The sequence below is a fragment of the Bradyrhizobium sp. 41S5 genome (assembly GCF_011516665.3).
GTDB lineage: Bacteria > Pseudomonadota > Alphaproteobacteria > Rhizobiales > Xanthobacteraceae > Bradyrhizobium > Bradyrhizobium quebecense.
The window spans coordinates 6,697,937-6,721,247 of the sequence record NZ_CP083721.1 but is presented as its reverse complement, the minus strand read 5'-3'; the positions used below and the strand labels follow the sequence as shown (position 1 = coordinate 6,721,247).

General features: G+C 64.9%; 21 protein-coding genes and 2 pseudogenes. 5 read left to right on the top strand and 18 right to left on the bottom strand.

Going from position 1 to position 23,311, the window contains the following annotated elements; all coding sequences use genetic code 11:
• Positions 1 to 12 precede the first annotated feature (12 nt).
• The 9 genes and pseudogenes from HAP47_RS32310 to HAP47_RS32270 all read right to left on the bottom strand — a co-directional run bounded on the left by HAP47_RS32310 (position 13) and on the right by HAP47_RS32270 (position 9,601).
• Entirely contained in the window at positions 13 to 846 is an 834-nt protein-coding gene (locus HAP47_RS32310) for a phosphoenolpyruvate hydrolase family protein (protein ID WP_173641098.1), read from the bottom strand.
• A gap of 3 nt (positions 847 to 849) precedes the next feature.
• Positions 850 to 3,060: an ABC transporter permease gene (locus tag HAP47_RS32305; protein ID WP_173641099.1), complete on the bottom strand. Its 2,211-nt coding sequence runs from the start codon at positions 3,058 to 3,060 to the stop codon at positions 850 to 852.
• Positions 3,053 to 3,835, bottom strand: a complete 783-nt coding sequence (locus tag HAP47_RS32300) for an ABC transporter ATP-binding protein (protein ID WP_021075866.1) — start codon at positions 3,833 to 3,835, stop codon at positions 3,053 to 3,055. Before HAP47_RS32300 ends, HAP47_RS32305 begins: the two co-directional genes overlap by 8 nt.
• Positions 3,828 to 4,913, bottom strand: coding sequence for a branched-chain amino acid ABC transporter permease (locus HAP47_RS32295; RefSeq protein ID WP_173641100.1), 1,086 nt, complete (start codon positions 4,911 to 4,913; stop codon positions 3,828 to 3,830). The genes HAP47_RS32300 and HAP47_RS32295 overlap by 8 nt, the downstream gene beginning before the upstream one ends.
• A 1-nt stretch (position 4,914) precedes the next feature.
• Positions 4,915 to 5,925, bottom strand: a complete 1,011-nt coding sequence (locus tag HAP47_RS32290; RefSeq protein WP_173641101.1) for a branched-chain amino acid ABC transporter permease — start codon at positions 5,923 to 5,925, stop codon at positions 4,915 to 4,917.
• A 129-nt stretch (positions 5,926 to 6,054) separates the two neighbouring features.
• Positions 6,055 to 6,873: a helix-turn-helix transcriptional regulator gene (locus tag HAP47_RS32285; RefSeq protein ID WP_173641102.1), complete on the bottom strand. Its 819-nt coding sequence runs from the start codon at positions 6,871 to 6,873 to the stop codon at positions 6,055 to 6,057.
• A gap of 138 nt (positions 6,874 to 7,011) precedes the next feature.
• Entirely contained in the window at positions 7,012 to 8,262 is a 1,251-nt protein-coding gene (locus HAP47_RS32280; protein ID WP_173641103.1) for an ABC transporter substrate-binding protein, read from the bottom strand.
• 612 nt (positions 8,263 to 8,874) lie between these two features.
• Positions 8,875 to 9,266, bottom strand: a pseudogene (locus tag HAP47_RS32275) (acyl-CoA dehydrogenase family protein).
• Positions 9,266 to 9,601 (bottom strand): hypothetical protein, encoded by a 336-nt coding sequence (locus HAP47_RS32270; protein ID WP_173641104.1) that lies wholly within the window; start codon positions 9,599 to 9,601, stop codon positions 9,266 to 9,268. Before HAP47_RS32270 ends, HAP47_RS32275 begins: the two are co-directional and overlap by 1 nt.
• 145 nt (positions 9,602 to 9,746) lie before the next feature.
• Here HAP47_RS32270 and HAP47_RS32265 point away from each other — a divergent pair.
• Positions 9,747 to 9,959: pseudogene (locus HAP47_RS32265) on the top strand (LysR substrate-binding domain-containing protein); the annotation flags it as partial.
• Positions 9,960 to 9,996: 37 nt separating this feature from the next.
• Here the strand turns inward: HAP47_RS32265 and HAP47_RS32260 are convergent.
• The 3 genes from HAP47_RS32260 to HAP47_RS32250 all read right to left on the bottom strand — a co-directional run bounded on the left by HAP47_RS32260 (position 9,997) and on the right by HAP47_RS32250 (position 11,125).
• A complete protein-coding gene (locus HAP47_RS32260) occupies positions 9,997 to 10,149 on the bottom strand; it encodes a hypothetical protein (protein ID WP_173641105.1) in 153 nt (50 codons plus the stop codon).
• Positions 10,150 to 10,281: 132 nt separating this feature from the next.
• Positions 10,282 to 10,746 (bottom strand): hypothetical protein, encoded by a 465-nt coding sequence (locus HAP47_RS32255; protein WP_173641106.1) that lies wholly within the window; start codon positions 10,744 to 10,746, stop codon positions 10,282 to 10,284.
• Positions 10,747 to 10,792: 46 nt separating this feature from the next.
• Entirely contained in the window at positions 10,793 to 11,125 is a 333-nt protein-coding gene (locus tag HAP47_RS32250; protein WP_173641107.1) for a hypothetical protein, read from the bottom strand.
• Positions 11,126 to 11,241: 116 nt separating this feature from the next.
• Between HAP47_RS32250 and HAP47_RS32245 the strand changes: the two genes are divergently transcribed.
• Positions 11,242 to 12,174 carry a LysR family transcriptional regulator gene (locus HAP47_RS32245; RefSeq protein ID WP_173641108.1) on the top strand — a complete coding sequence of 311 codons (933 nt, stop codon included), beginning with the start codon at positions 11,242 to 11,244 and terminating at the stop codon, positions 12,172 to 12,174.
• Positions 12,175 to 12,238: 64 nt separating this feature from the next.
• On the opposite strand, the gene HAP47_RS32240 is transcribed toward HAP47_RS32245, so the two are convergent.
• Positions 12,239 to 14,512, bottom strand: a complete 2,274-nt coding sequence (locus tag HAP47_RS32240; protein WP_173641109.1) for a TonB-dependent receptor — start codon at positions 14,510 to 14,512, stop codon at positions 12,239 to 12,241.
• Between the two features lie 147 nt (positions 14,513 to 14,659).
• Positions 14,660 to 15,031 (bottom strand): DUF2946 family protein, encoded by a 372-nt coding sequence (locus HAP47_RS32235; RefSeq protein ID WP_173641110.1) that lies wholly within the window; start codon positions 15,029 to 15,031, stop codon positions 14,660 to 14,662.
• 366 nt (positions 15,032 to 15,397) lie between these two features.
• Here HAP47_RS32235 and HAP47_RS32230 point away from each other — a divergent pair, with 366 nt between their 5' ends.
• The 3 genes from HAP47_RS32230 (at position 15,398) to HAP47_RS32220 (ending at position 17,328) form a co-directional block, all read left to right on the top strand.
• Positions 15,398 to 16,018 (top strand): hypothetical protein, encoded by a 621-nt coding sequence (locus tag HAP47_RS32230; protein ID WP_173641111.1) that lies wholly within the window; start codon positions 15,398 to 15,400, stop codon positions 16,016 to 16,018.
• 229 nt (positions 16,019 to 16,247) lie between these two features.
• Positions 16,248 to 17,021, top strand: a complete 774-nt coding sequence (locus HAP47_RS32225; RefSeq protein ID WP_173641112.1) for an SDR family NAD(P)-dependent oxidoreductase — start codon at positions 16,248 to 16,250, stop codon at positions 17,019 to 17,021.
• Between the two features lie 10 nt (positions 17,022 to 17,031).
• On the top strand, positions 17,032 to 17,328 hold the full coding sequence (locus HAP47_RS32220) for a hypothetical protein (protein ID WP_231169023.1): 297 nt from the start codon (positions 17,032 to 17,034) through the stop codon (positions 17,326 to 17,328).
• A 37-nt stretch (positions 17,329 to 17,365) separates the two neighbouring features.
• Here the strand turns inward: HAP47_RS32220 and HAP47_RS32215 are convergent, their stop codons facing one another.
• The 4 genes from HAP47_RS32215 to HAP47_RS32200 all read right to left on the bottom strand — a co-directional run bounded on the left by HAP47_RS32215 (position 17,366) and on the right by HAP47_RS32200 (position 23,249).
• Positions 17,366 to 19,552, bottom strand: coding sequence for a TonB-dependent receptor (locus tag HAP47_RS32215; protein ID WP_231169022.1), 2,187 nt, complete (start codon positions 19,550 to 19,552; stop codon positions 17,366 to 17,368).
• Positions 19,553 to 20,164: 612 nt separating this feature from the next.
• Positions 20,165 to 20,839, bottom strand: a complete 675-nt coding sequence (locus HAP47_RS32210; protein WP_173641113.1) for an RraA family protein — start codon at positions 20,837 to 20,839, stop codon at positions 20,165 to 20,167.
• A 33-nt stretch (positions 20,840 to 20,872) separates the two neighbouring features.
• Complete coding sequence (locus tag HAP47_RS32205) at positions 20,873 to 21,898, bottom strand: amidohydrolase family protein (protein WP_173641114.1); 1,026 nt, start codon at positions 21,896 to 21,898, stop codon at positions 20,873 to 20,875.
• Between the two features lie 22 nt (positions 21,899 to 21,920).
• Entirely contained in the window at positions 21,921 to 23,249 is a 1,329-nt protein-coding gene (locus HAP47_RS32200; RefSeq protein WP_173641115.1) for an MFS transporter, read from the bottom strand.
• Between the last annotated feature and the right edge of the window lie 62 nt (positions 23,250 to 23,311).

Sequence of the window (23,311 nt, the reverse complement as noted above, 5' to 3'; positions counted from 1 at the left end):
GTCACGGCGGCTCTAGCGCGCGCCGATCGCCTTGAACTTGCGAACCTGATCCGTCAAAGCCCGCTCAACCGGCAAGCGCTCCATCGAGGAAGCGCCGTAGAAGCCGTGGCAGTTGCGGGTCTGCTTCATGATGAAATCGGCATCCGCGGGATCGGCGATCGGGCCGCCATGCGCGAGCACGATGATGTTCGAATTGACGCTGAGTGCGGCCTCGGCCCAGGTCTCGATCCGGGCAGGGCAGTCGGCGAGCTTCAGCGCGGTCTGCGCGCCGATCGTGCCGCCCGTGGTGAGGCCCATATGGCAGACGATGATGTCGGCGCCCGCGATCGCCATCGCGGTCGCTTCCTGCTCGCTGAACACATAGGGCGTGGTGAGCATGTTCTTGTCATGCGCCTTCGCGATCATGTCGATCTCGAGCGCATAGGACATTCCGGTCTCTTCGAGATTGGCGCGGAAAGTGCCGTCGATCAGGCCGACGGTCGGGAAATTCTGCACGCCGGCGAAGCCGATCGCCTTGAGCTGGTCGAGGAACACGTCCATGTCGCGGAACGGATCGGTGCCGTTGACGCCGGCGAGCACCGGCGTCCTGGTCACGACCGGCAGCACCTCGCCGGCCATCTCGACGACGATGGCGTTGGCATCGCCATAAGGCATCAGTCCGGCGAGCGAGCCGCGGCCGGCCATGCGGTAGCGGCCGGAATTGTAGATCACGATCAGGTCGACGCCGCCGGCCTCCTCGCATTTTGCCGACAGGCCAGTGCCGGCGCCGCCGCCGACGATCGGCTCGCCGCGTGCGATCATGGCGTGAAAACTCTTCAAGAGCGCCGCGCGTTCAAACCTGGGCATGGGTCACCTCGCCACTCTCCGCAGGCCACCGGCGCGTCCGAGCAGCGGACGGAACGCGCTGACGATGGCGGCGGTGAACTCGGGATCGTTGATGTTGCGCTTGATGCGGATGATCTGCCGGTTGCCGGTCTGGCGCACGGTGCGCTCCAGCGCGCGGAACAGCGCCGCGTCGGCATCGGGGTCCCAGAACGGCTGGCCGGGCGCATCGAGCGCGGAGACGCCGCCTTCGGCCAAAAAGAAACGCACCGGCCCGTCCATCTGGTTGAGGCGTTCGGCGATCCAGCGGCCCATGCGCTCGTTCTCTTCCGGCGTGGTCCGCATCAAGGTGACCTGCGGATTGTGGACGTGGAATTTGCGCTGCCGGTAGCGCTCCGGGATCGTGTCGGGCGCGCCGAAGTTCACCATATCCAGCGCGCCGACCGAGCCGACATAGGGCACGCGGCTACGGATGATGGCGCCGAACCGGTCGTCGGTCGCCGGGAATACGCCGCCCATCAGAAGGTCGCAGACCTCGGTCGTGGTGAGATCGATGACGCCGGCGAGCTGGCCGGACTCGACCAGCTTCTCCATCGAGCGGCCGCCGACGCCGGTGGCGTGGAACACGAGGCACTCGAAATCCTCGCGGAGGTCAGCTGCGATCTTCTGCACCGCCGGCGTGGTGACGCCGAACATGGTGATGCCGATGGCCGGAAGATGAGCGCCCGTATCGCGCTGCTTTCCGGTCTGTCCCTCGAGCCGCGCCTTGACCATGCCGACCATGGCATGGGCGCCGTTGCCGAGCACCGTGCGCGAGATCGAATTGAGGCCCTGCACGTCGGTCACCGAATACATCATGGTGATGTCGGCGGGCCCGACATAGGGACCGACGTCGCCGGAGGCGACCGAGGAGATGATCAGCTTCGGCACGCCGACCGGAAGCGCGCGCATGCCCGGTGCGACCAGCGACGCGCCGCCCGAGCCGCCTGCGGAGATAATGCCGGCGACATTGCCCTGGCGGCGCAGCCACCGCTCGAACGCGTCCGCCATCGCCGTCACCGAGGCGCCGCGATCGGTGCCGAACACGCCTGAGCCGCCGCGGCCGTGGTTGAGGGCAATCTCCTGCGCGGTGACGTCGCAGCTCGCCGCCTTGCCGCTGGTCGAGACGTCGACCAGCCGGGTGCGCAGGCCGCCGGCCGCGACGACATCGCGGATGAAGCGCAACTCGGCGCCCTTGGTGTCGAGCGTGCCGACAACCAGCACGACGGGCGGCCCCGATGTCCTCGACGTCGGCGGCTCGCGCCGTGAGCGGGTTGCTTCCTCGAGACGCGTGACGGCGATGGACTGCGTCCGTGCAGCGGCCTCGATACGAGCGATCGGCACCGGCTGCGACCAGCGCGTCGGCAGCACGGGATTGGAGACGTAGATGCGAACCGGACCCTTGCGCTCCGGCTGTGGTGTGCCGGCCGCCTCAGCTCTTGCCGGCGCCGCCTCGGCATCGATCTCCTCAGCGCCGTGGGTGCCGACGCCAAGCAGCCGCTGCTGCAGCTCGCGGTCGGTGGCGAGCCGCGCGGAGTCGACGATGCGATTGATCCGGCCATTGACCATGATGGCGACGTTGCGCGACACCGCTGTCGCCACGCCGATGTTCTGCTCGATGACCAGGACGGACATGTCGCCTTCGTCGCCGAGGCGGAGCAGCATCTCCTCGACTTGGGCGACGATGACAGGCGCAAGGCCCTCGGTCGGCTCGTCCATGATCAGGAGCTGCGGATTGGTCAGTAATGCGCGCGAGATCGCGAGCATCTGCTGTTCGCCGCCGGAGAGCTGGTTGCCGCCGTTGTTCTTGCGCTCGGCAAGGCGCGGAAAGGTGTCGTAGATGCGCTCGATGGTCCACGCGCCACGGCGCAGGCCGCCGGCGAGCGCGAGGTGTTCGTCGACCGTCAGCGAGCGCCACAGCCGCCGGCCCTGCGGCACATAGCCCACGCCGAGCCTAGCGATCCGTGCCGGGTTCAGCCGCGTGGCCTCTTCGCCGCGAATCCGGATCGAGCCACTGCTGGCGCGCACCAGGCCCATGATGGCCTTGCACAGCGTGGTCTTGCCCATGCCGTTGCGGCCGACCACCGAGAACACGCCGGTATCGAGCGTGAGATCGACGCCCTGCAGCGCATGTGAATGGCCGTAATAGACGTCGAGGCCCTTCACCTCGAGTGTGGGAACGGGGCGGCGGTCATTCATGGCCGCCTCCGAGATAGAGCTCCTGCACCTCGGGATCGGATTCGATCTCGCGCGGCAGGCCCTCCTTGAAGATGCGGCCGTTGTGCATCATCGTCACGCTCTCGACAACGCGCAGCGCAACGTCCATGTCGTGCTCGATGATGATGTAGCCGATATGCGCAGGTAGCGAGGTCAGGATCTCGATCAGCTCGCGCCGCTCGGTCGGCGACAGTCCCGCCGCCGGCTCGTCGAACAGGATGAAGCGCGGCGCGCCGGCCAGTGCGAGTGCGATCTCGAGCTGCCGCTGCTGGCCATGCGCCAGTTCGGCGACGCGCTGGTCCTTGACGCCGGCAAGATGCACGGCCTGCACCAGCGTTTCGGTCGCGTGCATCAGCGCATCGTTCTGCCCCGGGCGCAGCAACGAGAACCGGCCGCGGGAGACGCCGCGGCAGGCGAGATAGACGTTGTCCTGCACGGTGAGGCCGGGGAACAGCGCCGAGATCTGGTAGGTGCGGCGCAAGCCCCTGCGGATTCGCTCATAGGGCGGGAACTGGGTGATGTCCTCGCCGAAGAAGCGGATCGTGCCGGAGGAGGGCGGGAAGTCGCCGGTGATGCAGTTGAACAGCGTGGTCTTGCCGGCGCCGTTCGAGCCGAGCACCGCGCGCCGTTCGCCGGGCCGCACGGTGATGGTGACGTCGGTCAGCGCCGCCAGCGCACCGAACAGCCGGGTCACGCCGCGCAGCTCCAGCGCTGCGCCGGCGCCGACCACGGACAGTCGCTGCGCGACGCTATCCATGGCGGCCTCCGCCTGAACGTTGCGTCGAGGATGCGCTGCGGCGCCGCCAGCGCTCCCAGAGGCCGATCACGCCGTCCGACGACCAGAACACGATGGCGAGGAAGCCGAGTCCGATCAGCAGCCGGAAGCGGTTGCCGTCGAGCCCGAACTTGATCAACACGTCGAGCGCGAAGGTGCGCAGCAGGACGAAGATCAGCGCGCCGATGAACGGGCCGATCGGCCGGGTGATGCCGCCGACCACGGCGATGATCAGGACGTCGATACAGGCGCCGACGCTGACCGAGCCTGGCGAGATCTGCCGGTAGTTCCAGACCTGCAGCACGCCGCCGAGCGCCGCGATGAAGGCGGCGAAGGCGTAGGCCGCGATGCGATGCGCGTTCGGATTGAAGCCGAGTGCGGCCATGCGGCGGGGGTTGTCGCGGACGCCTTGCAGCGCGAGGCCGAACGGCGCGCGCGAGACATACTGGACGGCGAAGTAGCAGATCGCGGCGACGCCGAGCGTCACATAATAGAAGGCGATGTCGGCGCGCCAGTCGACGCCCCAGAAATGCGGGGTCGCGACGGTGTTGATGCCGGTGTGGCCGTTGAAGATCGCCCAGTTCTGGTTGGTGAAGTAGTAGAACGCCGCGCCGATCGCCAGCGTGATCATGATGGTGTAGATGCCCTCGGTGCGCACCGCGAGCGCGCCGCCGAGTGTGCCGAACAGCGTCGCCAGAGCCAGCGCCATCGGGGTTGCGAGCCACCACGGCCAGCCGAGGCTGATATTGGCGTTGCCGCTCATGCCGAACACCGCGACCATGTAGCCGGCGAAGCCCGCGATGGTGAGCTGCATCAGGCTGACCATGCCGCCATAGCCGGCGAGGAACATCAGGCTCAGCGCGATGATGCCGAGGATCAGCGTGGTGGCGAAGATCTCGATCAGGAAGAAGCCGTTGGCGATCAGCGGCATGATCACGAGGATCAGCGCGACCAGCCAGGCCGCCGGGTTCTGGAATTCCGGCCAGGTGCGGATCAAGGCGCGGCGCGTCGCGTTGGCGGACGGATCGGGGCGGAACTGGGTGCTCTGCAGCAACGACATCTCATCGCCTCGCGAGCAGGCCCTGCGGCCGCAGCGCCAGCACCACGACCATGATCAGGAAGGTGACGACGATGGCATAGGTCGGGATGTAGACCGAGCCGAGTTGCTCGGCGAGGCCGATGATGACGGCGCCGAGCGCAGCCCCCGGGATCGAGCCCATGCCGCCGACGATCACGACCACCAGCGAGGCGAGCAGGAAGCGGGTATCCTCGCCCGGCGACAGCGACTGGAAGGTGCCGCCGACCACGCCGGCGATGCCGGCGAGCCCTGCGCCCAGCGCGAACACCAGCACGAACACCAGCTGGATCCGTACCCCGGTCGCGGCGAGGATGTCACGGTCGTCCACCCCGGCGCGCACGATCATGCCGATCCGCGTGCGGTTGAGCGCCAGCCACATCGCGATGCCGATCACGACGGAGGCCGCGAAGATCACGAGCCGGACCAGCGGATATTGCAGATAGACCGGCTCGCCGGATGATTTGATCGCGGTCAGTAGCGGCAGCTGCACCGGGCCGATCAGCCAACTCGGGGTCTGGACCTGGTAGAAGTCGCCGCCGAACACCCAGAGCATCAGATCGGCGAACACGATCGAGAGCCCGATCGTCACCATGGTCTGCCGCAGGTCCTGTCCCTCCATGCGGCGGAACACGGCGAGCTGCAGGATCACGCCGACCAGCGCCACCGCGATGAAGGCGACGATGAAGGAGAGGATCCACGACCCGGTCCATGTGCTGATCGCATAGCCGATATAGCCGCCGAACAGATAGAGCGAGCCGTGCGCGAGGTTGACGTTGCGCATCAGGCCGAAGATCAGCGTGAAGCCGCTGGCCACCAGGAAATACAGCCCGCCGAGCGTGATGCCGTTCAGCACGGCGTTGAGAAACACGCGCTTGCGGCCGATCGCGGCTTCCAGTCCCGGCGGCCAGATCGCGAACACCAGCCACAGCAGCACCGCGACCGCGATGATCACGATCAGCGCCCAAGCCGGATGGCGTTCGATGAACCTGGCCATCTCCGTCGCGTTCCCTCTGACGTCGCGACCGTCTGCCGGGTCGCGTGTTCAACATCCTACCGAGGGCGAAAGCGGCGGATTTGATCGACAGTATCTTTTATCGCTGCTCCATCGTTGTGCGGAACTTCATCACGGCCGCAACACCTTGGCGGCGCGGCGATAGTCGGTCGGGGCCATGCCGACATTGGCGGCGAAGAAGCGGGTGAAGCCGCTCTGCGAGGAGAAGCCGAGATCGAAGCCGATATCGGCGATCGGCGCCTCGGTCGCCACCAGCGCATCCAGCGCCTGCTCCATGATCAGCGTGTTCATGTAGAGGTGAGGGGTGACGCCGGTTTGCGTCCGGAACAGCCGGTAGAAATGCGGCCGCGACAGGCCCGCTTCCCGCGCGATCGCATCGAGCTCGATTTCGGCGCCGGGGCTTTCCGACATCAGCTTGATCGATTTGCGCACCCGGAAATCGGTCACCGCGGCGGCGGCGCGCGCGTCCTGCGCCGCCTGCCAGCTCTCCTCGTAGCAGGAGTCGATTAGCTGCCTGAGCTCGCAATCGAGGCTGCGCAGCGACGGCGCGCCGCACACCAGTGCTGCGGTGCGGCGGATCAGCCGGTCGAGCGCCTCGGTACGCGGAAAGAAGGTGCGGCCGAACCGCAGGCCCTGCGCGCTCGCGGGCTGCGGCGCGAACCATTCTGAATTGACATAGAGCACGAAGAAGATCGCGCCGTGGTCCATGTCGGTCGGCAGAAAATTGTGCGGTTCCCACGGGTTGACCGCAACCACGGTGTCGTCCTTGAGCAGCAGGCGCTGCTCGGAGACATCGATCTGCGCCGGCGTCCCGCCGACATGAAAGATCAGGTGCCCTTCGCGGTGCGCATGCACGTTGAAGGGACGGTTCAACTGATAGACCGTCGCGCGACCGAACCGGCCGTGGAAGACGGCAAGCGCCCTGCTCATGCCTCCCCTCCCGCGGGATGTTCTTGTCTTTTCGACAAGCGTTCATCATCCGCCCGCGGAAAGCAAGGGCGAGCAGGGCTGCTCATGCAACCGCGCGGCTTGGTCACGGCTGGCTTGCTCGCACCTGCAACAAATATGTCAGTACTTCTTGCACTCCGGGACCGTGCGGCTCGGCAGGCCGATCTTGGCGAACACCGCCGGATCGTAGCCCAGCGTCTGGTTGACGTTCGGGATCACCTTCACGACCTTGCTGAACAGCGCACCCTTGCCGTCGTCGACCACCTCGGTGACGAAGTTGGTGCCGATCGCCTGGCGGTTGGCGTCAAGCTTGATCTTGCCGTTCGGCGCGTCGATCTCGATCTTCGCCAGCGCGTCCTTGAGCTTGGCCTGGTTGTTGGAGAGATCGCCATTGACCTGCCGCAGCGCCAGGATCAGCGCCATGGTCGAGCCGTAATAGTTGGTGGCGAGCAGCGACGGGCTCGGGAAGCGTTTGCTCTCCGGGAACGAGTCCTGATAGGCCTTCACGAACTTCTGCCAGCCCGGATCCTCCCAGGTATCGGCCTGGCCGCTCGCGGCGATGGTGCCGATCAGCGCGTTCTTGGCGCTGCCCTTCGACGACAGGATGGTCTGGTCGATCATGATCGAGCCGCCCATCAGATGAGCCTTGCCGCCGGCCTGCTGGTACTGGTTGAGGAAGTTGACGGCGTCGGCGCCGCCGAGGCCGAGATAGATCGCATCGACATCGTCGGGAAGTGCTGCGATCACCGAGGCGAAGTCCTTGGTGCCGAGCGGCACCCATTGCCGGTTGGTGACCTGGCCGCCGGCGCCGCAGAACTCGAGCACGAGGCCGAACACCTGGGTGTAGATGAACGAGTAATCCTCGCCGACGGTCGCGATCTTGCGATAGCCCTTGGTCTCATAGGCATATTTGCCGAGGCCGACCTGCCATTGCGCGCCGTCCATGTTGTAGCGGAAGAAGTTCGGCGCCGGATCGACATAGGTCGTCTCCTGCGCGCCGGAGGCGGCGTTGACGAAGGTCAGTTCCGGATGGGTCTTGGCAAAATTCTTCACCGCGATGCCCTCGTCGCCGGACAACGGCGACAGCAGGATCTGCACCTTGTCCTGCTCGATCAGCTTGCGCACCGCGCGCACCGCGGAGTCGGGCGTCGCGTCGGTCGAGGCGACGACGAACTCGAGCTCCTTGTCGCCGATCTTCTTGCCGAGCACGTTGAGCGCGGTCTGGAAGCCGCGCATGCCGTCTTCGCCGAGTACCGTGTAGGTGCCCTCGAGCGTCGCGGTAACGCCGACCTTGATCTTCTCCTGCGCGAACGCCGTGCCCGAAAGCAACAGGCTGCTCAACGCAATCAGTCCCAAACTGCCTTTCAACATCGCTCTCCTCCCTCTGTGTTGTCGCCGGCGTCCAAATGGCCTGACGAAGGCTGATGGGCGTCCGGTTGTTGCCGGCAAAGCTAGCCGAAGGCAGGCGCGGCGCGGATGTCGTCGCTGCGGGGGTGCTTAACGGGCAGTCTCATTTTGATTGTTGCGCCGCAACGAGCTTCGCGGCGCAATGTCGCGGAGGTCGATGTGGGACTGAGAGGGCATGAACGCGGGTGGGCAAAGGCTTTGCTTTGCCTACCCTGAAGCCCGATACAGCGTCGCATACACAATCGTCGTCCCGGCGAAGGCCGGGACCCATACGCCGCAGCGGGTGTTGTGTGGGGGACTCGTCGTTCCGGTCTCGCGCAACAGGCAGCATTTGTGATTATGGATCCCTTGGGTTCACGACACAAGTGCAACACCTGCTAGGGTGTTGTGGCGATGGGACAATGTTATGGCCAGCTCAGCCTTGAAGAGCGCGTTGAAATTTACCACCTGCATGCAGGCGGTTAATCTCGAAACGATATTGCGTCTGCGCTTGACCGCGCGACGTCGATCCCCTGCGATGCGCCGGTGACGATTGCCACTTTCCGTCCGTGCTCATGATTGCACTCGTTTTTCGCGCTACGCCGCGCCGCTTGCGGCCAGCGGGCTGTAGTCGCGGCTCTTGAACATCGTGTGCAGTTGCCGCCGCCGGATGCCGAGATTGCCGCCGTCAAAGATCGGCAGCGCGAGCGAGTCCTGCAGCAGGCTGCCGAATGGCGTCTCGTGATCGTAGCTGTCGATGCCGACCACCCGCATCAGATCGGTGATCACGCGCACCGCGGCCTCGGAGCCGAAGATCTTGGCCTGCACCGCCATTGGCAGGCGCGCAAGCTGAGAGTGCGCGCCGCTTCGATAGTGGTCTTGGCATCGGCGAGCGCGTATCCGACCGCCTGATGCTCGATGATGGGGTGAACGCCGCCGCGCTTTTCGCTGCGCGCAAAATCCAGTGCGAACGCGAAGGCCGCCCGCATCAGCGCGACGCCGAAGATTCCGACCAGCGCCGGGGTGCGAGATCGCCGGGGGCGCTGATCTGCTCGTGGCCGCGCTGCGAGGTGCGCCCCAGCCCTTCGAGCTGGAGGTTGACGAAGCAAAGGTCATCGGTGCTCGCAGCGAGCCGGTGCACGATGTGCCCGCTCGCCGTGACCCGCGATATCTGCAGCGGCGCGGCGTCGACCTTGCAGATCGCGCCCGCAAACGACTCCTCGGCAATCCGGCGCGGCTCCAGTCGCACGAAGGCAGCTGCGAGGTCGTCGGCCCAACTGCCGAAGGGCTGGTCCGGACGGGCCGGCCTGGTCGACCATTCCATGTGCGCTCGAATAGACCGTCAGTGCGAACGGCCCAGCGGGGCGACGATATCGCCGGCCAAACCGGCGGTCAAATTCCGCCGGCGATCTGTTTCCCCTGCAAGGAAAGGCTCGTGCACCCAGGGAACGGTGACCTCACTTCGAGGTGTAGCCGGCCTCGGGCTGATCCAGATTCCCGCCTGCGACGTGAAGTGGCATCTCGATGCCGGAGAACTCGTCGAACTGATGCCGCAGCACCGTGCGGCGCCGATGCCGATGACCTTGCTCTATCCGTACCGCCAGCATCTGTCGCGACGGCTGCAGGTGTTTGCGGATTGGCTGGCGGCACTCTTGAAGGAGAAGCTGCTTGTGCCGGGCTAGAACTTCGGCGTGACGCCGGCCCGGAAGCCGCGCCGCGTCATCGCCTGCTGTTGCCGGCGCGGGACGCGGTCGCCCTTGTCGCGCGCTTTACCTCGACCTTGGGTTGGAAAAACAGGCCGGGCATCACCGAGACCAGTCCGAAGGTCATTCCGAGGAATGCCAGGAACGTATCGAGAAAATTCATCTCCATTTCAGTTGTCTCCATTCGGCTTGCACCGGGTTGACCCGGTGCAATGCGTTCGTTGAACCTAGATATGGTCCGGTACATTGCTCGGTACAATAGAAACATTGATCTCGGAGCAATACTTTCATTGCTCCGCGTCTAGGCAGCGATCCGGCTCTGCTGCGGGTGCCGCTGCTCGATGGCCCTGACGGAGTTTTCGAATGCTTTCAGCAGGACGCTTCTGCCGATCGACCCGAGCACGAGACCGAGGATCCATCCCTTCAGATTCTTGCCCTCGCGCACCACGACCACGTCAACGTCGGTCGTGCCATCGGACCGCCGCGCGAAGCTGTAGGAGTGGCCCGACCTGCCGCCCCACACATTGGAGTCGGTCGTCGTCGGGACGACATGGTCTGGGTCGGACCAGTCGTAGTGCAAGCGTTCCCAAATGCCGTTCGAGCCTTCCGTTACATCCGCCTGCGAGAAGCCGCGATGATGCACCTTGAGATAGGCATCGGCGCTATTGCCGAACAGTTTGGAGCGGCCCGGCCCGAAGTCGGTGAGGCCTGCGACGTACTGCTCCGGCGTCAACCTCGTCGTCCGATGAAGATGGATCGTGGACATCTGTGGCTCCTGCACCTTTGATGGAAGGCTCCGACCGCTGTGCCCACTAGTTGGAGAGCGTGCCCGGCTTGCGGACGGTCACGCTGTCGCTACTCCGGCTGATCTCCAGTGCGCCTGCCTGGTTCGGCGTCGAGAGCAGGGCACGCTGACCGGGTGCGAGCACCGACACGAAGCGGACCGGCGTTCCGGCCTCGCCTTGCGCGAGCGTGGTCACGACGCGATATCCGTCGGGCTCGACCGTGTAGTAGGTGACGCCGGACACGTCGCCCAGATGGATGCTTTGGGCCTCGTTCGGCCTGAGCCCGCGCGCCTCTGCGGCTCCAAGCGAGGTTCCAAGTGCTGCCAGGGTGACTGCGAGTACTGTGCTGCGGATCGACATGAGAACCTCCATTGGCTTGAGTGTCGGAACCTGGGCTGGCGAGCGATTGCCCGCCTGCTCCCTTGCCGGAGGAGATGGTCAGGCTATGATCATCGATCAAACAGGTAGGATCGATAATGGCCATCGATACCGTCAATTTGGGTCGCATCGACCTGAATCTGCTTGTTCATCTCAATGCGCTGCTCACCGAACGGAGCGTGACCCGGGCGGCCAGCTCCGTCGGCATCGGCCAATCCGCGATGAGTCACAATCTCGCCCGCCTGCGCGAACTGTTCGATGACGAGCTGCTCACGCGGGCGCCCGACGGGATGCGCCTCACCCCGCGCGCGATGAGCTTGCTCGATCCGGTGCGGACCGCGCTCGCACAGGTCGAGGCGGTGCTGCTGCGCGACCAGTCCTTCGATCCGGCCACGGCGGTGCGAACGTTCAGGCTCGGCCTGTCGGACAGTATGGAAATCCTGATCGTGCCGCGCCTTCTGGCGCGCATGCGCGAGATCGCGCCGGGCATTCACTTGCGGCTCTACAATGTCGATACGTCCCGATTGCTCGACGACCTCGACGCCGACGAAGTGGATCTCGCGCTCTCCTATGGGCCGATCCAGCAGGGACAATTGCATCACAAGCAGCGCGTGCTGTTCACCGAGAGTTTTCTTTGCATGTTCAATGCCGAGAAGACGGGTGTCACGCCGCCAATCTCGCTTGAGGACTACATCCGGATTCCGCACGTGCTGACCAGCCTGCGGCCGGGGCGCAGCGTGCGCGGCTTCGTCGATGAAGCGCTCGAAGAGCTCGGCCTGCAGCGGTCCGTTGCGCTGACCACGCCGCGTTTTCTCACCGTGCCGCATCTGGTGGCGCAAGCGCCCGTGATCGTCACCATGGGCGCGCGGCTGGCGCGCCGCTTCGCCGCCGATCTCGGGCTCAGCCTTAGTCCGCCGCCGGTGAAGGTGAAGGACGTCACGGTGTCATTGCTGTGGCATGCGTCCTACCATCACGATGCCGCGCATGTCTGGTTGCGGGACCAACTGGTCAAACTGGTCGCCGAACTGTAAGCCGGCACGGCGGGCGCGCGCCTCACGCCGCGCCCGCTTCTGGGTGTCGCGAACCCTGGCCTCGTCAGAACTTCTGCGTGATGCCGGCGTAGAAGCCGCGGCGCGGGCCGTATTGCGGCGCGAACACGCCGATGCCGGAGCCGTCGCGGATCTGGTAGACGGTGTCGAACAAATTGACGACGTCGAAGCGCAGCGTGGTCGGCTTGTTCGGCGCGACAATGTTGAAGTCGTGCGAGACGCCGAGATTGACCTGCGCGTAGGGCGGCACCGTGCCCGTATTGGCAAAGCCGTCGCGCAAGCCTGAGCCGTAGATCAGCGAGGCGCTGAACTTGGTGTCGTGCCATTGGTACCAGCCGCCCAGCGATGCCGTCAGCGTCTGGGCATGGTCGGTGTTGACGTAGTTGTTGGCGATGTAGGCCAATTCGTCCGGATCGAACAGATACTGGTTCGAGACGACGTTGGTCGCGACCTGCCTTGCGACGGCGACATTGCCGTAGAGATGCAGGTTGTCGTGGTCGTATCGCGCCGTCAGTTCGACGCCCTCGTTGGTGCCTTTCGCATAGTTGAAGGCGGTCAGGACGTAGGCCTGGCCGAACTGGCCGTCGTCGAGCAGGTCGGTCGCGATCTTGTAATAGGCGTCCATGCCGACCTCGAGGCCGGGGATCGCATCAACTTTCTGCGTGACGCCGATGTCGAACACATGCGAGCGCTCCGGCAGCACGGGGTCATTGGTGGTGACCGCGGGCTGCGCTGTCGTATTTTGCACCAGTCCCAGATTGGTCGGGGCAGCCAGCACCTGCTCGGGTGGGGTGAAATTGCGCGCATAGCTGGCATGGAAGGTCGTGCCGTCATAGGGCTTCCATGTCAGGCTGATCCGCGGGCTCAGCTGGTTGGCATCGACATATTGCCACATCTGGTCGAAGCGCAGGCCGGCATTGAGTGTCAGCTGGTTTGTGATCTTCCATTCGTCGGCGATGTAGGTGGAGAACAGATATCCGGTCTTGGCGCTGGAATCGAACACCGAAAGCGGCGCATCGATCGGTTTGCCGGAATCGTCGAGCGGCAGCACGGTCGAGCCGTTGTTGACCAGCGAGCGCTCGGCGCTGACCGCGACGCCGAACTTCAGCGTATGCGCGAAGCCCAGCCTGTAGGACGTATCCTCCTGGATGCCGTTGACGAAGCTCTGGCGATACACGTCCGACGCGACCCCGTTGAACACGAGATCGCCGACCGGATCGGGCATGAAGTGCAGCTGGCTGTAGCGATTGAAATAGGCGACCTGGTAGTCGAACCCGTCGCCCGACTTCTGATAGGCCACGACGTTGAACTGGTTGAATTCGTGTTGCCGCTCGTTCAGCAGCGCGGAATCGAAGTTCGAGACGCCGTAGGCGGTGAAGGCGGGAGTTTGGCCGGGATTGTTGGGGATCTGATAGCCGCCGTTGGAGACGCCGCCGATATAGGTCAGCCGGCTGGTCGGATCGATGGCCGTTGAGACATAGGCAAAGCCCTTCTCCTGGTCGGTCCGGTCGTGGATGGCGTTATAGGCCGGCGTCGGGTTCTCGATGCCGACGTCGCCGCCGAAATAGCGGCCGGAGACGTAGTACTGGGTTTGTCCGATCGTGCCGCCATAGTCGACGCTGGTCGTGAACGTGCCGTGGCTGCCGCCATAGACACTGACGCTGCCGGAATTGTTGAAGGCGTCGGTCTTGGTCTGGATGTCGAGCACACCGGCGGTGCGCAGGCCATACTGCGCGGGCAGTGCGCCCGTGATCAGCGCCATGCTGCCGACGATCCCGGTGTCGATGATCTGGCCGAAGGCGCCGACGCCGTCCGGCAGCATGATCCCGTTGATACGGTATTGCAGGTTGGCGTGCTCGTTGCGCACGTGCAGTTCGCCGCTTGCGGCCGAGTCCTGCGAGACCCCGGGCGCCTGCAGCAGCGCCTTGTCCAGGGTGGTGTTGGTGCCCTGTGGCAGCGCCTCGAGGGCTTGCCGGCTCATCTGGTAGCTGTTGGCGCCGGTGGGCGCCAGCAGCGCGGCGCGGGCCTGGTCGAGCCGTGTGTTCTGGCCCGCGACGGCTTGCGCCTCGGTCTGTTCTGGAGATTGCGGCGTCGCCGATACCGCACCGGTTCTTCGCGCGCGGCGACCGCCTCCGGTCGCAACGCGCGTCTTCGGCTTGTTCGACCCGGCCGGCGCGGTGTGGCGCTGCGGTGCCGTCACCGTGATGTCCGGAAGTGTGGTTGTCGGCGCGGTCGTCTGCCCGAATGCGGCGCCGTTGATCCCGCAGACCAAGAGCGATGCAGCGCCGGCGGCGGCGCGTCGTCTGATAATTCCTGACATGTTGGTTCCCGCTCTCACGAGGCTGCGATCCGGATCCTCACCGAAGGACGCGGTCGAGCCCGCCGTCGATGCGCGACGGCGAAATTCCCCATTGATCAAACGACAGCCGAATGGTGGCCGCGTTCGAAGTTCAGTCGTGCAGGGAGTTCAGGAGATCGGAGGCGCGCGCGGCTGATAGTGCAGCCGGCCGATGTCGAGCGGCGCCGCATAATTGTCGATGTGCCAGGCGAGCAGAGCTGCGGCATCCGGCAGCTGCAGTGGCGGCAGCGTCGGCGCCGGTATTGCCGAGTTGACCATCGCCACGACGGCGCAGATGGCGCAAAGGTCCGCGGCCTGATCGGAATCGGGATTCGAACGAGGCCCGTCGCGCGAGACGTTCTCGACGTGCGCCGCGAGCGATGTTGTCGCATGTGCCGACGCAATGGCATGGAAATGGCCGAACGACAGCACGAACTGGATCGACAGCGCCAACAGCGCCAGCCGAGTCCCGTGCCTGATGTTCGAACGAAACCACTTCATGACGACGCCATTTCCGCGTCGAGAGGCACAAGTCCGACGGACGGCGCCTGCGACGCGGTGTCGCACAGTTTCGAAAACGAGCCGGCCTGTCAATCCGCATTGCTTATTGATGCGATCAATTTCCGGCCGTCCGGGTGATCGTGCAACACCGCGACGTTGGCACACAACTGCTCCACGATCGCGTCCCTGGTCCCGGCCGTTCGTCGATGCGACGTCGATGATCCCGCGACCAAGCCTGGCCGCTTCGTCTTGCCGAGGGTCGTCAGCGGCTTCGCGGGAGCCTGGCGAGCTACGTCCCGATCAGGCGCCGCGCTGGCATTGTCGACGTCCGACGGGTATAGTTTGGCCGCACGTGACGGTAACCTGATGTCCACTTTCGCAAGCAAATCCGGTCTCGCAATCATCGCCGCAGTGCTCTGTCTCGGCGCCCAGCAGGCCAACGCCCAGGCCGGCCCTGTGCGCTACTGGACGCCGGGCTCGCTGTTCGGCTTCGGCGGCAGCCTGGCCGACGGCCAGAAGGCGGACACTTACGGCAACTTTCCGGGCTTTGACGCCACCGCCCCGCAAGGCGGCGACTTCTCGTATCTGAACGGCCGTCCGGATGGCTGGTTTATCGGCGGCGAAGGCGGCCGCGCCGGCTGGAACAGGCTTGGTCAATCGGCGGCATTCGGCTCGCTCGAATATCAGGGCGCGCAGGTCGGCTACAATTTCAAGGGCGTCGGTGATACGCCGGTGACGTTCTTCGCCGGCTTCGACTCGTTGAAATACAATCCCCCCGGTGCCGGCGGGCCGCTGGCGCCGTTCAGCGGCAATCCCGGCGTCAACGCCGGGTATACGGCGCGTGCGGGACTGGAGTTCCGCCCGACCTCGAATGTCACCCTGTCGTTCGGGGCCGGTTTTACCCAGCAAGGGGCGGAGCGCATGGACAGCGACATCCATTCGCAGCTGCTGCCGGGCCAGTCACCGGTTCTGTTCGGCGGCCGCTAGCGCGATGAGACTAGGTCGAATCGTCATCGCGCTTTAGCTCCTGGTTTGAGCATGATCTTTTCGGAAAACCGCTTCGCACTTTTCCGGATCATGCTTTAGCGCTTCCGAACAGATCGAGGGCGTGAAGTAGCGCTTCAGCGCAAGACTTTGGCGTTGCGGTCCTGATCCAACCAGAACTTCAATCAGAACCAAGAAGGCTCGAGGTCGCGAGCACAATCAGGATCGAACCATGGACATGCAAGGCAAGATCGCACTCGTCACCGCCGCGGCGTCGGGCGCCGGCCGCGCCGGCGCGCTCATTCTCGCGCGCGAGGGCGCGGCGGTCGCGGTGGTCGACCAGAACGAGGCTGGTGCGAAGGCCGTGGTCGACGAGATCAAAAAGGGCGGCGGACGCGCGCTGGCGCTGACCGGCGACCTGCGCGACGACGGCTTTGCGCGCGACATCGTCGCTGCAGCCGTGAAGGAGTTCGGCGCGCTCGATTGCGTCTGGAATCATCTCGGCATTCCCGGTCCGTCTGTGATCGACGATCTGGAAGGCTGGGACCTCAGCATCGATCTCAATTTGCGCTCGCAGCTGATCACCACCCATGCGGCGCTCGGGCAGATGACGGCGCGGCGCAAGGGCAGCATCCTGTTCACCGCATCGACCTCGGGCCTGGTCGGCTCGCCGTGGAGTCCGACCTATTCGGCGGCCAAGGCCGGCGTGATCGGCCTCGCGCGGGCGCTCGCCAAGCGCCACGCCAAGGACGGCGTGCGCGTCAATGCGATCTGTCCCGGCGCGATCGACACGCCGATGCTGCGGGCGTTCGTCAACCGGCCCGACCAGCCGGGCCACAACGAAGCCGACCCCGAGGAATTGATCAAGGCCGCGGTGACCCGCAACCCGATGGGCCGCGCGGCACGTCCGGAGGAGATCGCGGAGGTCGCGGTGTTCCTGCTGTCGGACAAGGCCTCGTTCGTCACCGGCATCGCGATGCCGGTCGACGGCGGGACGGTGGCGTAGCGTCTTGGAAGTGCAATACGCACAGAGAATCATCCTGCATGCGCCACCTTGGCGCTCGCCGAAGCTTCACGCGTTCGTTGAAAAGGGCATTCAAGACAAGGTTGTTCTGGTGTGCGTCATTGGCGATGATTGCGCCAGGATAGAAGACGTGATTGATGAATTGGTGGTCGGTGACGGAAGCGACTCCAGCCGGTTCATAACCACGACCTCGCACCCGAAAAAATCGATTGCCGAAGTGCGGGAGTTTGCTGAAGCTTGGACGTTGAACGTTGACCCGACGTCACCCGTGCAAGAGGTCAGGCTTTAGCTGGGCTCATGCGGACTCATCCGTCAGATTCTATCCCCTAGAACTTCGCCCTGATGCCGGCATAGGCGGCGAGCGGCATGCCGGGCACGAAGGTGCGCGGATCGCTCAGCTGCGCCATCAGGTTGGGCAGACCGCCGGCGCTGGTAAAGCCGCCCGTTTGATAGAACGCGCCGTGCAGGTAGTAGTGCTGGTTGAACACATTGTTGATCAGGCCGAACACCTCGATGTTCTTCGTGACCTGGTATGACGTGTGCAAATTGACGACCGAGTAGGCCGGCACCTTCGGGCTCTGGTTGGTGTCGTCATGGATGATCCACTGGCTGCCCACCACGTTGAGGTCGGCGCCGACCTTCCACGCATCTGTCACGTTGTAGTCGACGCCGGCCTTGAAGCGGTGCGCGGGAATGCCGGGGATGTGGTCACCCGGCGTGACGTTGACAAATTGCGCGCCGGCGTCGTTGGTCAGGGCATTCGGATTGTTCGGCGAGGACAGCGTGATCGCGCTTCGATAGGTGGCGTCGACGTAGGTGTAGTTGGCGTAGGCGTTCCAGCGATCGATGCGATAGTCGAGCTTGGCCTCGATGCCCTGCCGCAGGGTCTGTCCGGCATTCTGGAAAAAGCCGAAATTGTTGACGCCGAGCGGGCTCGTCACCTGGATGATGTCGTCGTCGGACAGGGTGTGGAACACGCCCAGGCCCCAGCTCAGCACGCCGGTCCTGGCGTCGCGGCCCCAGCTGCCGCGCAGGCCGGCCTCGACGGTGTGCGCGACCACCTGCTTGAGCGGCGGGTCGGCCACCAGGAAGCTGTCGATCATGCAGGGATGGTTGGGATCGGAGCAGCCGAGCTCCAGCGGCGTTGGTGCGCGGTTGGCTTCCGAATAGCCGGCATAGGCGGTGAGGTTCGACGTGATCTTGTAGGTGCCGCCGATCACCGGGTTGAAGCGCTGGAAGCGGTTGCTGCTGTTCAGCAGCGGATTGGTGCCAGTCTGGTCCTGCAGGTCGATCTGGGCATAGTTGAACCGTCCACCGGCCGTGACCGAGAACCTGTTCGTCACGTCGAACGTATCGGTGAGGTAGACGCCGGTGTAAGTGTTGGTGGCGCGCAGATCGACCGGGCTGAGGCCGGCGTCGGGCTGGTTGATGAAGACCCCGGTGCCGGTGACGAACAGGTTGTTCGGATCGATCGTTCCGAGCTCGCTGGTCGCCGTGAATTTGGTGTTGCCGTGGTCGACGCTGACGCCCATCACGACGTGGTTGTCGTGCCCGAACAGCCTGTCCGAGTTGGTTAACTGGGCCGTGCCGCCGTAGCTGTTGGTCGCAACCTGGTTACGATCGATCTCGCCGAGGAAAGCGTTGCCCAGCGTGTTCGGAGTCGCGGGACCGTCGGCCGGACCGAAAACCGGGAGGCCGTCGCCGATGCACAAAGTGGTGGGATCATCGCACGGCGCAACGTCGGTGCCGTTACCGTCGACATGGGACTGCCGGAAGCCGCGGAAATAGGCGTTGCCCTGGAACGACCATGTGTCCGAGAAATTGTGGCTCAGCGTGGCGTTGACGAAGGCGAGTTGCAGCAGCGTCGATTGCGGCCAGGTGTAGACGCTCGACCAGCGCTGGTTGAGCATCTCGACCGGCGTTGCGGCGACGTTGCCGAGCAGATTGCTGGCGCCGGTGAAGTTGACGTGGAATTCGGTGTCGTCGTTGCGCCCGCCGATGTCAACATACATGCGGTTGACGTGCGAGGAATTGGCGTAGTCGCGCCAGCCGCGGTCATAGGCGGATTCGAACGCGGCATAGGCCGAGATATTGTCCTTCTGGCCGCCGGCTTGCACGCTGCCCTGCACGCGCCCGTAGGAGCCGCCGAACAGTTCCGCCTCGGAGCCCTGATAGGTGAAGCCGTTCTTCATCTGGATGCTGAGCGCACCGCCGATCGCGTTGAGGCCGAAGATGGGGTTGTTGGGCACCAGCGACACCCGGTCGATGGCCTTTTCCGGGATGAAATCCCAGTTGACCACGTCGCCCCAGGATTCGTTGATGCGCACACCGTTCTGATAGACCGCGATGCCCTGGGGCGTACCCTGCACCGGCGAGGCGACGAAGCCGCGATAGTCGAGATTGCGCTGGAACGGATTGCCGGTCTGATCGGTCAGCGTGACGCCGGGCAGCTTGCGGTTCACCGAGTCGAGAAAGTTCGTCGAATAGTTGCGGCTGAAATCCGCCGAGGTCAGCACCTCGGTGTTGGACGGGATCTTGTCGCGATCGAGCAGGCTCGAATCCCGGTCGGAGGGGCTTGGGACCCCGGCGCCGCCCTCGGGCGCCGCCGCGGTTTGCGCCGGCGCGGCCCGTGTTCGCGCGGTTCGCGAGGTCCGCGCCACCGGCCGGGAGGCTGGCTTGATGCTGCGTGTGCCTGAAAGCGGCGAGGGGGCAATCACGGTGACCGGCGGCAGTTCGGTCGGGGCGGGGGTTTGGGCCTGCACGATCGTCAGCGGTGCTGCGGCTCCGATGGCGGTGAGCATGGCCGCAGCGCCGCGCGTAATGACCGAACCAGACAAAATTCGTGTTGCCGTACGCAACAACGCACCAGCCATAACGCCCACCCTGTTGTCCCGGTTCGACTTTTATCCCCGACGAACCTTGGCTTCGAGACTGCGGGAGCGCTGGTGCTTTGGCAAACAAGATGTGTCCCGGAGATCCGGGATTCTTTTCCATCTGCAATCGGGAAAAGTTCCCGATGCCGGTCGACGGGCCCGCAACCGGCTGCGCGGCGGTGATTCTTGCCGATTTTGCGGAGACTTGTGCCCAAGAGACAGGCATCCCACCTCCCGGGCAGCGGCGGCAGGTTAGTCCTTGAACTCGCAGCCGAGGCGCTGCAGGGCCTCATCGACCCAGCGGCGGTCGCTGGTGCCGGCGAGGATCTGCTGGATGGCCTTTTCCTCGGTCGCCTTCTTGGCCTCGGTCAGCTTGCAGACGGCGTCGGCCTCGTCATGCGGCACGCAGAGCACGCCGTCGTTGTCGGCCACGATGAGATCGCCGGGCTCGACGATCATGCCGTCGATCGCAACAGCGCAATTGATCTCGCCCGGGCCGTCCTTGTAGGGGCCGCGATGGGCAACGCCGGCGGCGAACACCGGGAACGATCCGGCGCGGATCGCGCCGGCATCGCGGATCGAGCCGTCGATCACGAAGCCCGCGACGCCCTTCTTCTCGGCCAGCGTCGACATGATCTCTCCGATGATGGCGTTGACCAGGATGCCGCCGGCGTCGACCACGATGACGTCGCCGGGCTGGGCCAGGTCGATCGCCTTGTGCACCATCAGGTTGTCGCCGGGCCGCGTCTTCACGGTCAGCGCCGGGCCGCCGAGCCAGCCGCCGGCATGCATCGGCCGCAGCCGGTTGGTGCCCGCGATCCGCGACATCACATCGCTGATATTGGCGACCGGAAGCGTGCGGTAGCGCGCGACGAGGTCAGGCGACACTTTCCGCTTCGCCTTGTGAATGGCAAATCCTATGGCCATCGGTGTTCTCCGGTGTGTTGTCGGCGCGGTCGCCTAATGGGCGCGGCGGTCGAGATGGGCGTTGAGGCGAGGATAGACGCGGCGGGCATTGCCTTCGAATATCTTGGCCTTGTCCGCCGCGCTCAGGCGCAGCGCATCGATGTAGCGGCGGGTGTCGTCGAAGTGATGTCCGGTCTCGGGATCGATGCCGCGGACCGCGCCGACCATCTCCGACGCGAACAGGATGTTCTCGACCGGGATCACCCCTGTCAACAGCTCGATGCCGGGGAGGTGATAGACGCAGGTGTCGAAGAACACGTTCTTCAACAGATGCTCCGACAGTGGCGGCAGCTTCATGTCCTGCGCGAGGCCGCGATAGCGGCCCCAGTGATAGGGCACCGCCCCGCCGCCATGCGGAATGATGAACCGCAAGGTCGGGAAGCGCTTGAACAGGTCAGAGGTCAGGAACTGCATGAAGGCGGTGGTGTCGCCGTTGAGGTAATGCGCGCCGGTGCCGTGGAAGCAGGGATTGCAGGACGAAGAGACATGGACCATCGCCGGCACGTCGAGCTCGACCATCTTCTCATAGAGCGGATACCACCATTCGTCGGTCAGCGGCGGGTCGCACCAATAGCCGCCGGCGGGATCGGGATTGAGGTTGCAGCCGACGAAGCCGAGCTGCGTCACGCAGCGCTCGAGCTCCTCGATGCAGTTTTTGGGCTGCACGCCCGGGCTCTGCGGAAGCTGGCACACGGCGACGAAATTCTGCGGAAACAGCGTGCAGACCCGGTGCACGAGGTCGTTGCAGATCGTGGTCCATTCCCGGCTGGTCGCTTCCTTGCCGACATGATGCGCCATGCCGGCGGCGCGCGGCGAGAAGATGGTGACGTCGGTGCCACGCTCCTTCTGCAGGCGGAGCTGCGCGCCCTCGACGCTGGTGCGGATCTCGTCATCGGTGATGCCGAGATTGGTGGTGAGCGGCCGGCGCGATCTGTCGGCGAGGCCGGCGAGCTGCTTGTCGCGGAAGATCTGCAGCTTGGCCGGCTCGGTGGTGTAGTGGCCGTGACAGTCGATGATCATGGTTGCGTCCTTCGCAGAGTTGTCAGTGGGCGACGGATGACGGGATCGCGCCCGTCAATTCGGTCTCGCGCGGTTTGACGCGCATGGTGGCGGCGATGGCGGAGGCGACGAACAGGAAGCCGGCGATGCCGACCAGCGCCCAGGAGAAGCTTCCGGTGGAGTCCTTGATCAGGCCGATGCACCAGGGGCCGATCAGGCCGCCGAACTGCGCCAGCGTGTTGACCATGGCGATCGCGGCGGCGCCGGCCGCGCCGGTCAGCAGCGAGGCGTTGATGCTCCAGAACAATGGATTGCCGGCATTCAGGCTGAAGCCGACGATGCACAGGAACACGAAGGCCAGCACCGGGCTCGCGACATAGGCGCTGCCGAGCATCGCGACGGCGGCGAGCAAATAGACGGCCGCAAGATGAAACTTGCGATCGCCTGTCTTGTCCGAGCTGCGGCTCACCACGATGGTGCCCACGACGCCGAGCAGCGGCGGGATCGCCGACAGGAAGCCGACCTCGATGTTGCTGAGATTGCCCATGCCCTTGATGATCTGCGGCAGCCACAGCAGCAGGCCATAGATGCCGACCAGCGCGCAGCCGAACAGCGCCGCCAGCAGCCAGACCCGGATATCGAGCACGCATTCGATCAACCTGTGCTGCCCCCGCTGTTCGATCTCGGCCCGCTCGGCGGCGAGCTCGCCTTCCAGCCAGGCGGCCTGCTCCTTGCTCAGCCAGCTCGCCTTGACCGGGCGGTCGGTCAGATAATAGAGCGTGAAGAGGCCGAGCAGAATGGTCGGCACGCCCTCGGCGATAAACATCCATTGCCAGCCATGCAGGCCGGACGCGCCGTCGAGGAAGGTCATGATGCTGGTCGAGATCGGCCCGCCCAAGACCGCCGAGAACGAGCCGGCGATGATGTAGCCGGCCACCGCGCGGGCGCGATAGCGCGCGGGGAACCAATAGGTCAGATAAAGCACCACGCCGGGCATGAAACCGGCTTCCGCGACGCCGAGGCCGAACCGCATCACGTAGAGGCTCAGCGGATTCCAGACAAAAGCGGTGAGCGTGGCGACGAGGCCCCAGGTGATCAGGATGCGCGCGAGCCAGATCCGCGCCCCGAGCCAGTGCAGCATCAAATTGCTCGGCACCTCCAGCACCATGTAGCCGAGGAAGAAGATGCTGGCCGCAAAGCCGAAGATCGCGGGGCTGAGGCCAAGGTCCTTGTTCATCGTCAGCCCGGCATAGCCGAGATTGATGCGGTCGAGATAGTTGAAGAACATCATGACGAAGAGGATCGGGATTAGCCGCCAATAGACCCGGCGGATGGTTTGCCGTTCGAGCTCGCTGACGGACGCTTGGCCCATTGGAATCCTCCCTTGCTTCTTGTTATCGCGCTTGTGATCCGAACCGGGCGGAACGCCTGCTA

Bases quoted from the DNA above. Each gene is read 5' to 3' on its own strand.
- HAP47_RS32310 (WP_173641098.1), bottom strand. From the start codon at position 846: ATGCCCAGGTTTGAACGCGCGGCGCTCTTGAAGAGTTTTCACGCCATG.
- HAP47_RS32305 (WP_173641099.1), bottom strand. From the start codon at position 3,060: ATGAATGACCGCCGCCCCGTTCCCACACTCGAGGTGAAGGGCCTCGAC.
- HAP47_RS32300 (WP_021075866.1), bottom strand. From the start codon at position 3,835: ATGGATAGCGTCGCGCAGCGACTGTCCGTGGTCGGCGCCGGCGCAGCG.
- HAP47_RS32295 (WP_173641100.1), bottom strand. From the start codon at position 4,913: ATGTCGTTGCTGCAGAGCACCCAGTTCCGCCCCGATCCGTCCGCCAAC.
- HAP47_RS32290 (WP_173641101.1), bottom strand. From the start codon at position 5,925: ATGGCCAGGTTCATCGAACGCCATCCGGCTTGGGCGCTGATCGTGATC.
- HAP47_RS32285 (WP_173641102.1), bottom strand. From the start codon at position 6,873: ATGAGCAGGGCGCTTGCCGTCTTCCACGGCCGGTTCGGTCGCGCGACG.
- HAP47_RS32280 (WP_173641103.1), bottom strand. From the start codon at position 8,262: ATGTTGAAAGGCAGTTTGGGACTGATTGCGTTGAGCAGCCTGTTGCTT.
- HAP47_RS32270 (WP_173641104.1), bottom strand. From the start codon at position 9,601: ATGGAATGGTCGACCAGGCCGGCCCGTCCGGACCAGCCCTTCGGCAGT.
- HAP47_RS32260 (WP_173641105.1), bottom strand. From the start codon at position 10,149: ATGGAGATGAATTTTCTCGATACGTTCCTGGCATTCCTCGGAATGACC.
- HAP47_RS32255 (WP_173641106.1), bottom strand. From the start codon at position 10,746: ATGTCCACGATCCATCTTCATCGGACGACGAGGTTGACGCCGGAGCAG.
- HAP47_RS32250 (WP_173641107.1), bottom strand. From the start codon at position 11,125: ATGTCGATCCGCAGCACAGTACTCGCAGTCACCCTGGCAGCACTTGGA.
- HAP47_RS32245 (WP_173641108.1), top strand. From the start codon at position 11,242: ATGGCCATCGATACCGTCAATTTGGGTCGCATCGACCTGAATCTGCTT.
- HAP47_RS32240 (WP_173641109.1), bottom strand. From the start codon at position 14,512: ATGTCAGGAATTATCAGACGACGCGCCGCCGCCGGCGCTGCATCGCTC.
- HAP47_RS32235 (WP_173641110.1), bottom strand. From the start codon at position 15,031: ATGAAGTGGTTTCGTTCGAACATCAGGCACGGGACTCGGCTGGCGCTG.
- HAP47_RS32230 (WP_173641111.1), top strand. From the start codon at position 15,398: ATGTCCACTTTCGCAAGCAAATCCGGTCTCGCAATCATCGCCGCAGTG.
- HAP47_RS32225 (WP_173641112.1), top strand. From the start codon at position 16,248: ATGGACATGCAAGGCAAGATCGCACTCGTCACCGCCGCGGCGTCGGGC.
- HAP47_RS32210 (WP_173641113.1), bottom strand. From the start codon at position 20,839: ATGGCCATAGGATTTGCCATTCACAAGGCGAAGCGGAAAGTGTCGCCT.
- HAP47_RS32205 (WP_173641114.1), bottom strand. From the start codon at position 21,898: ATGATCATCGACTGTCACGGCCACTACACCACCGAGCCGGCCAAGCTG.
- HAP47_RS32200 (WP_173641115.1), bottom strand. From the start codon at position 23,249: ATGGGCCAAGCGTCCGTCAGCGAGCTCGAACGGCAAACCATCCGCCGG.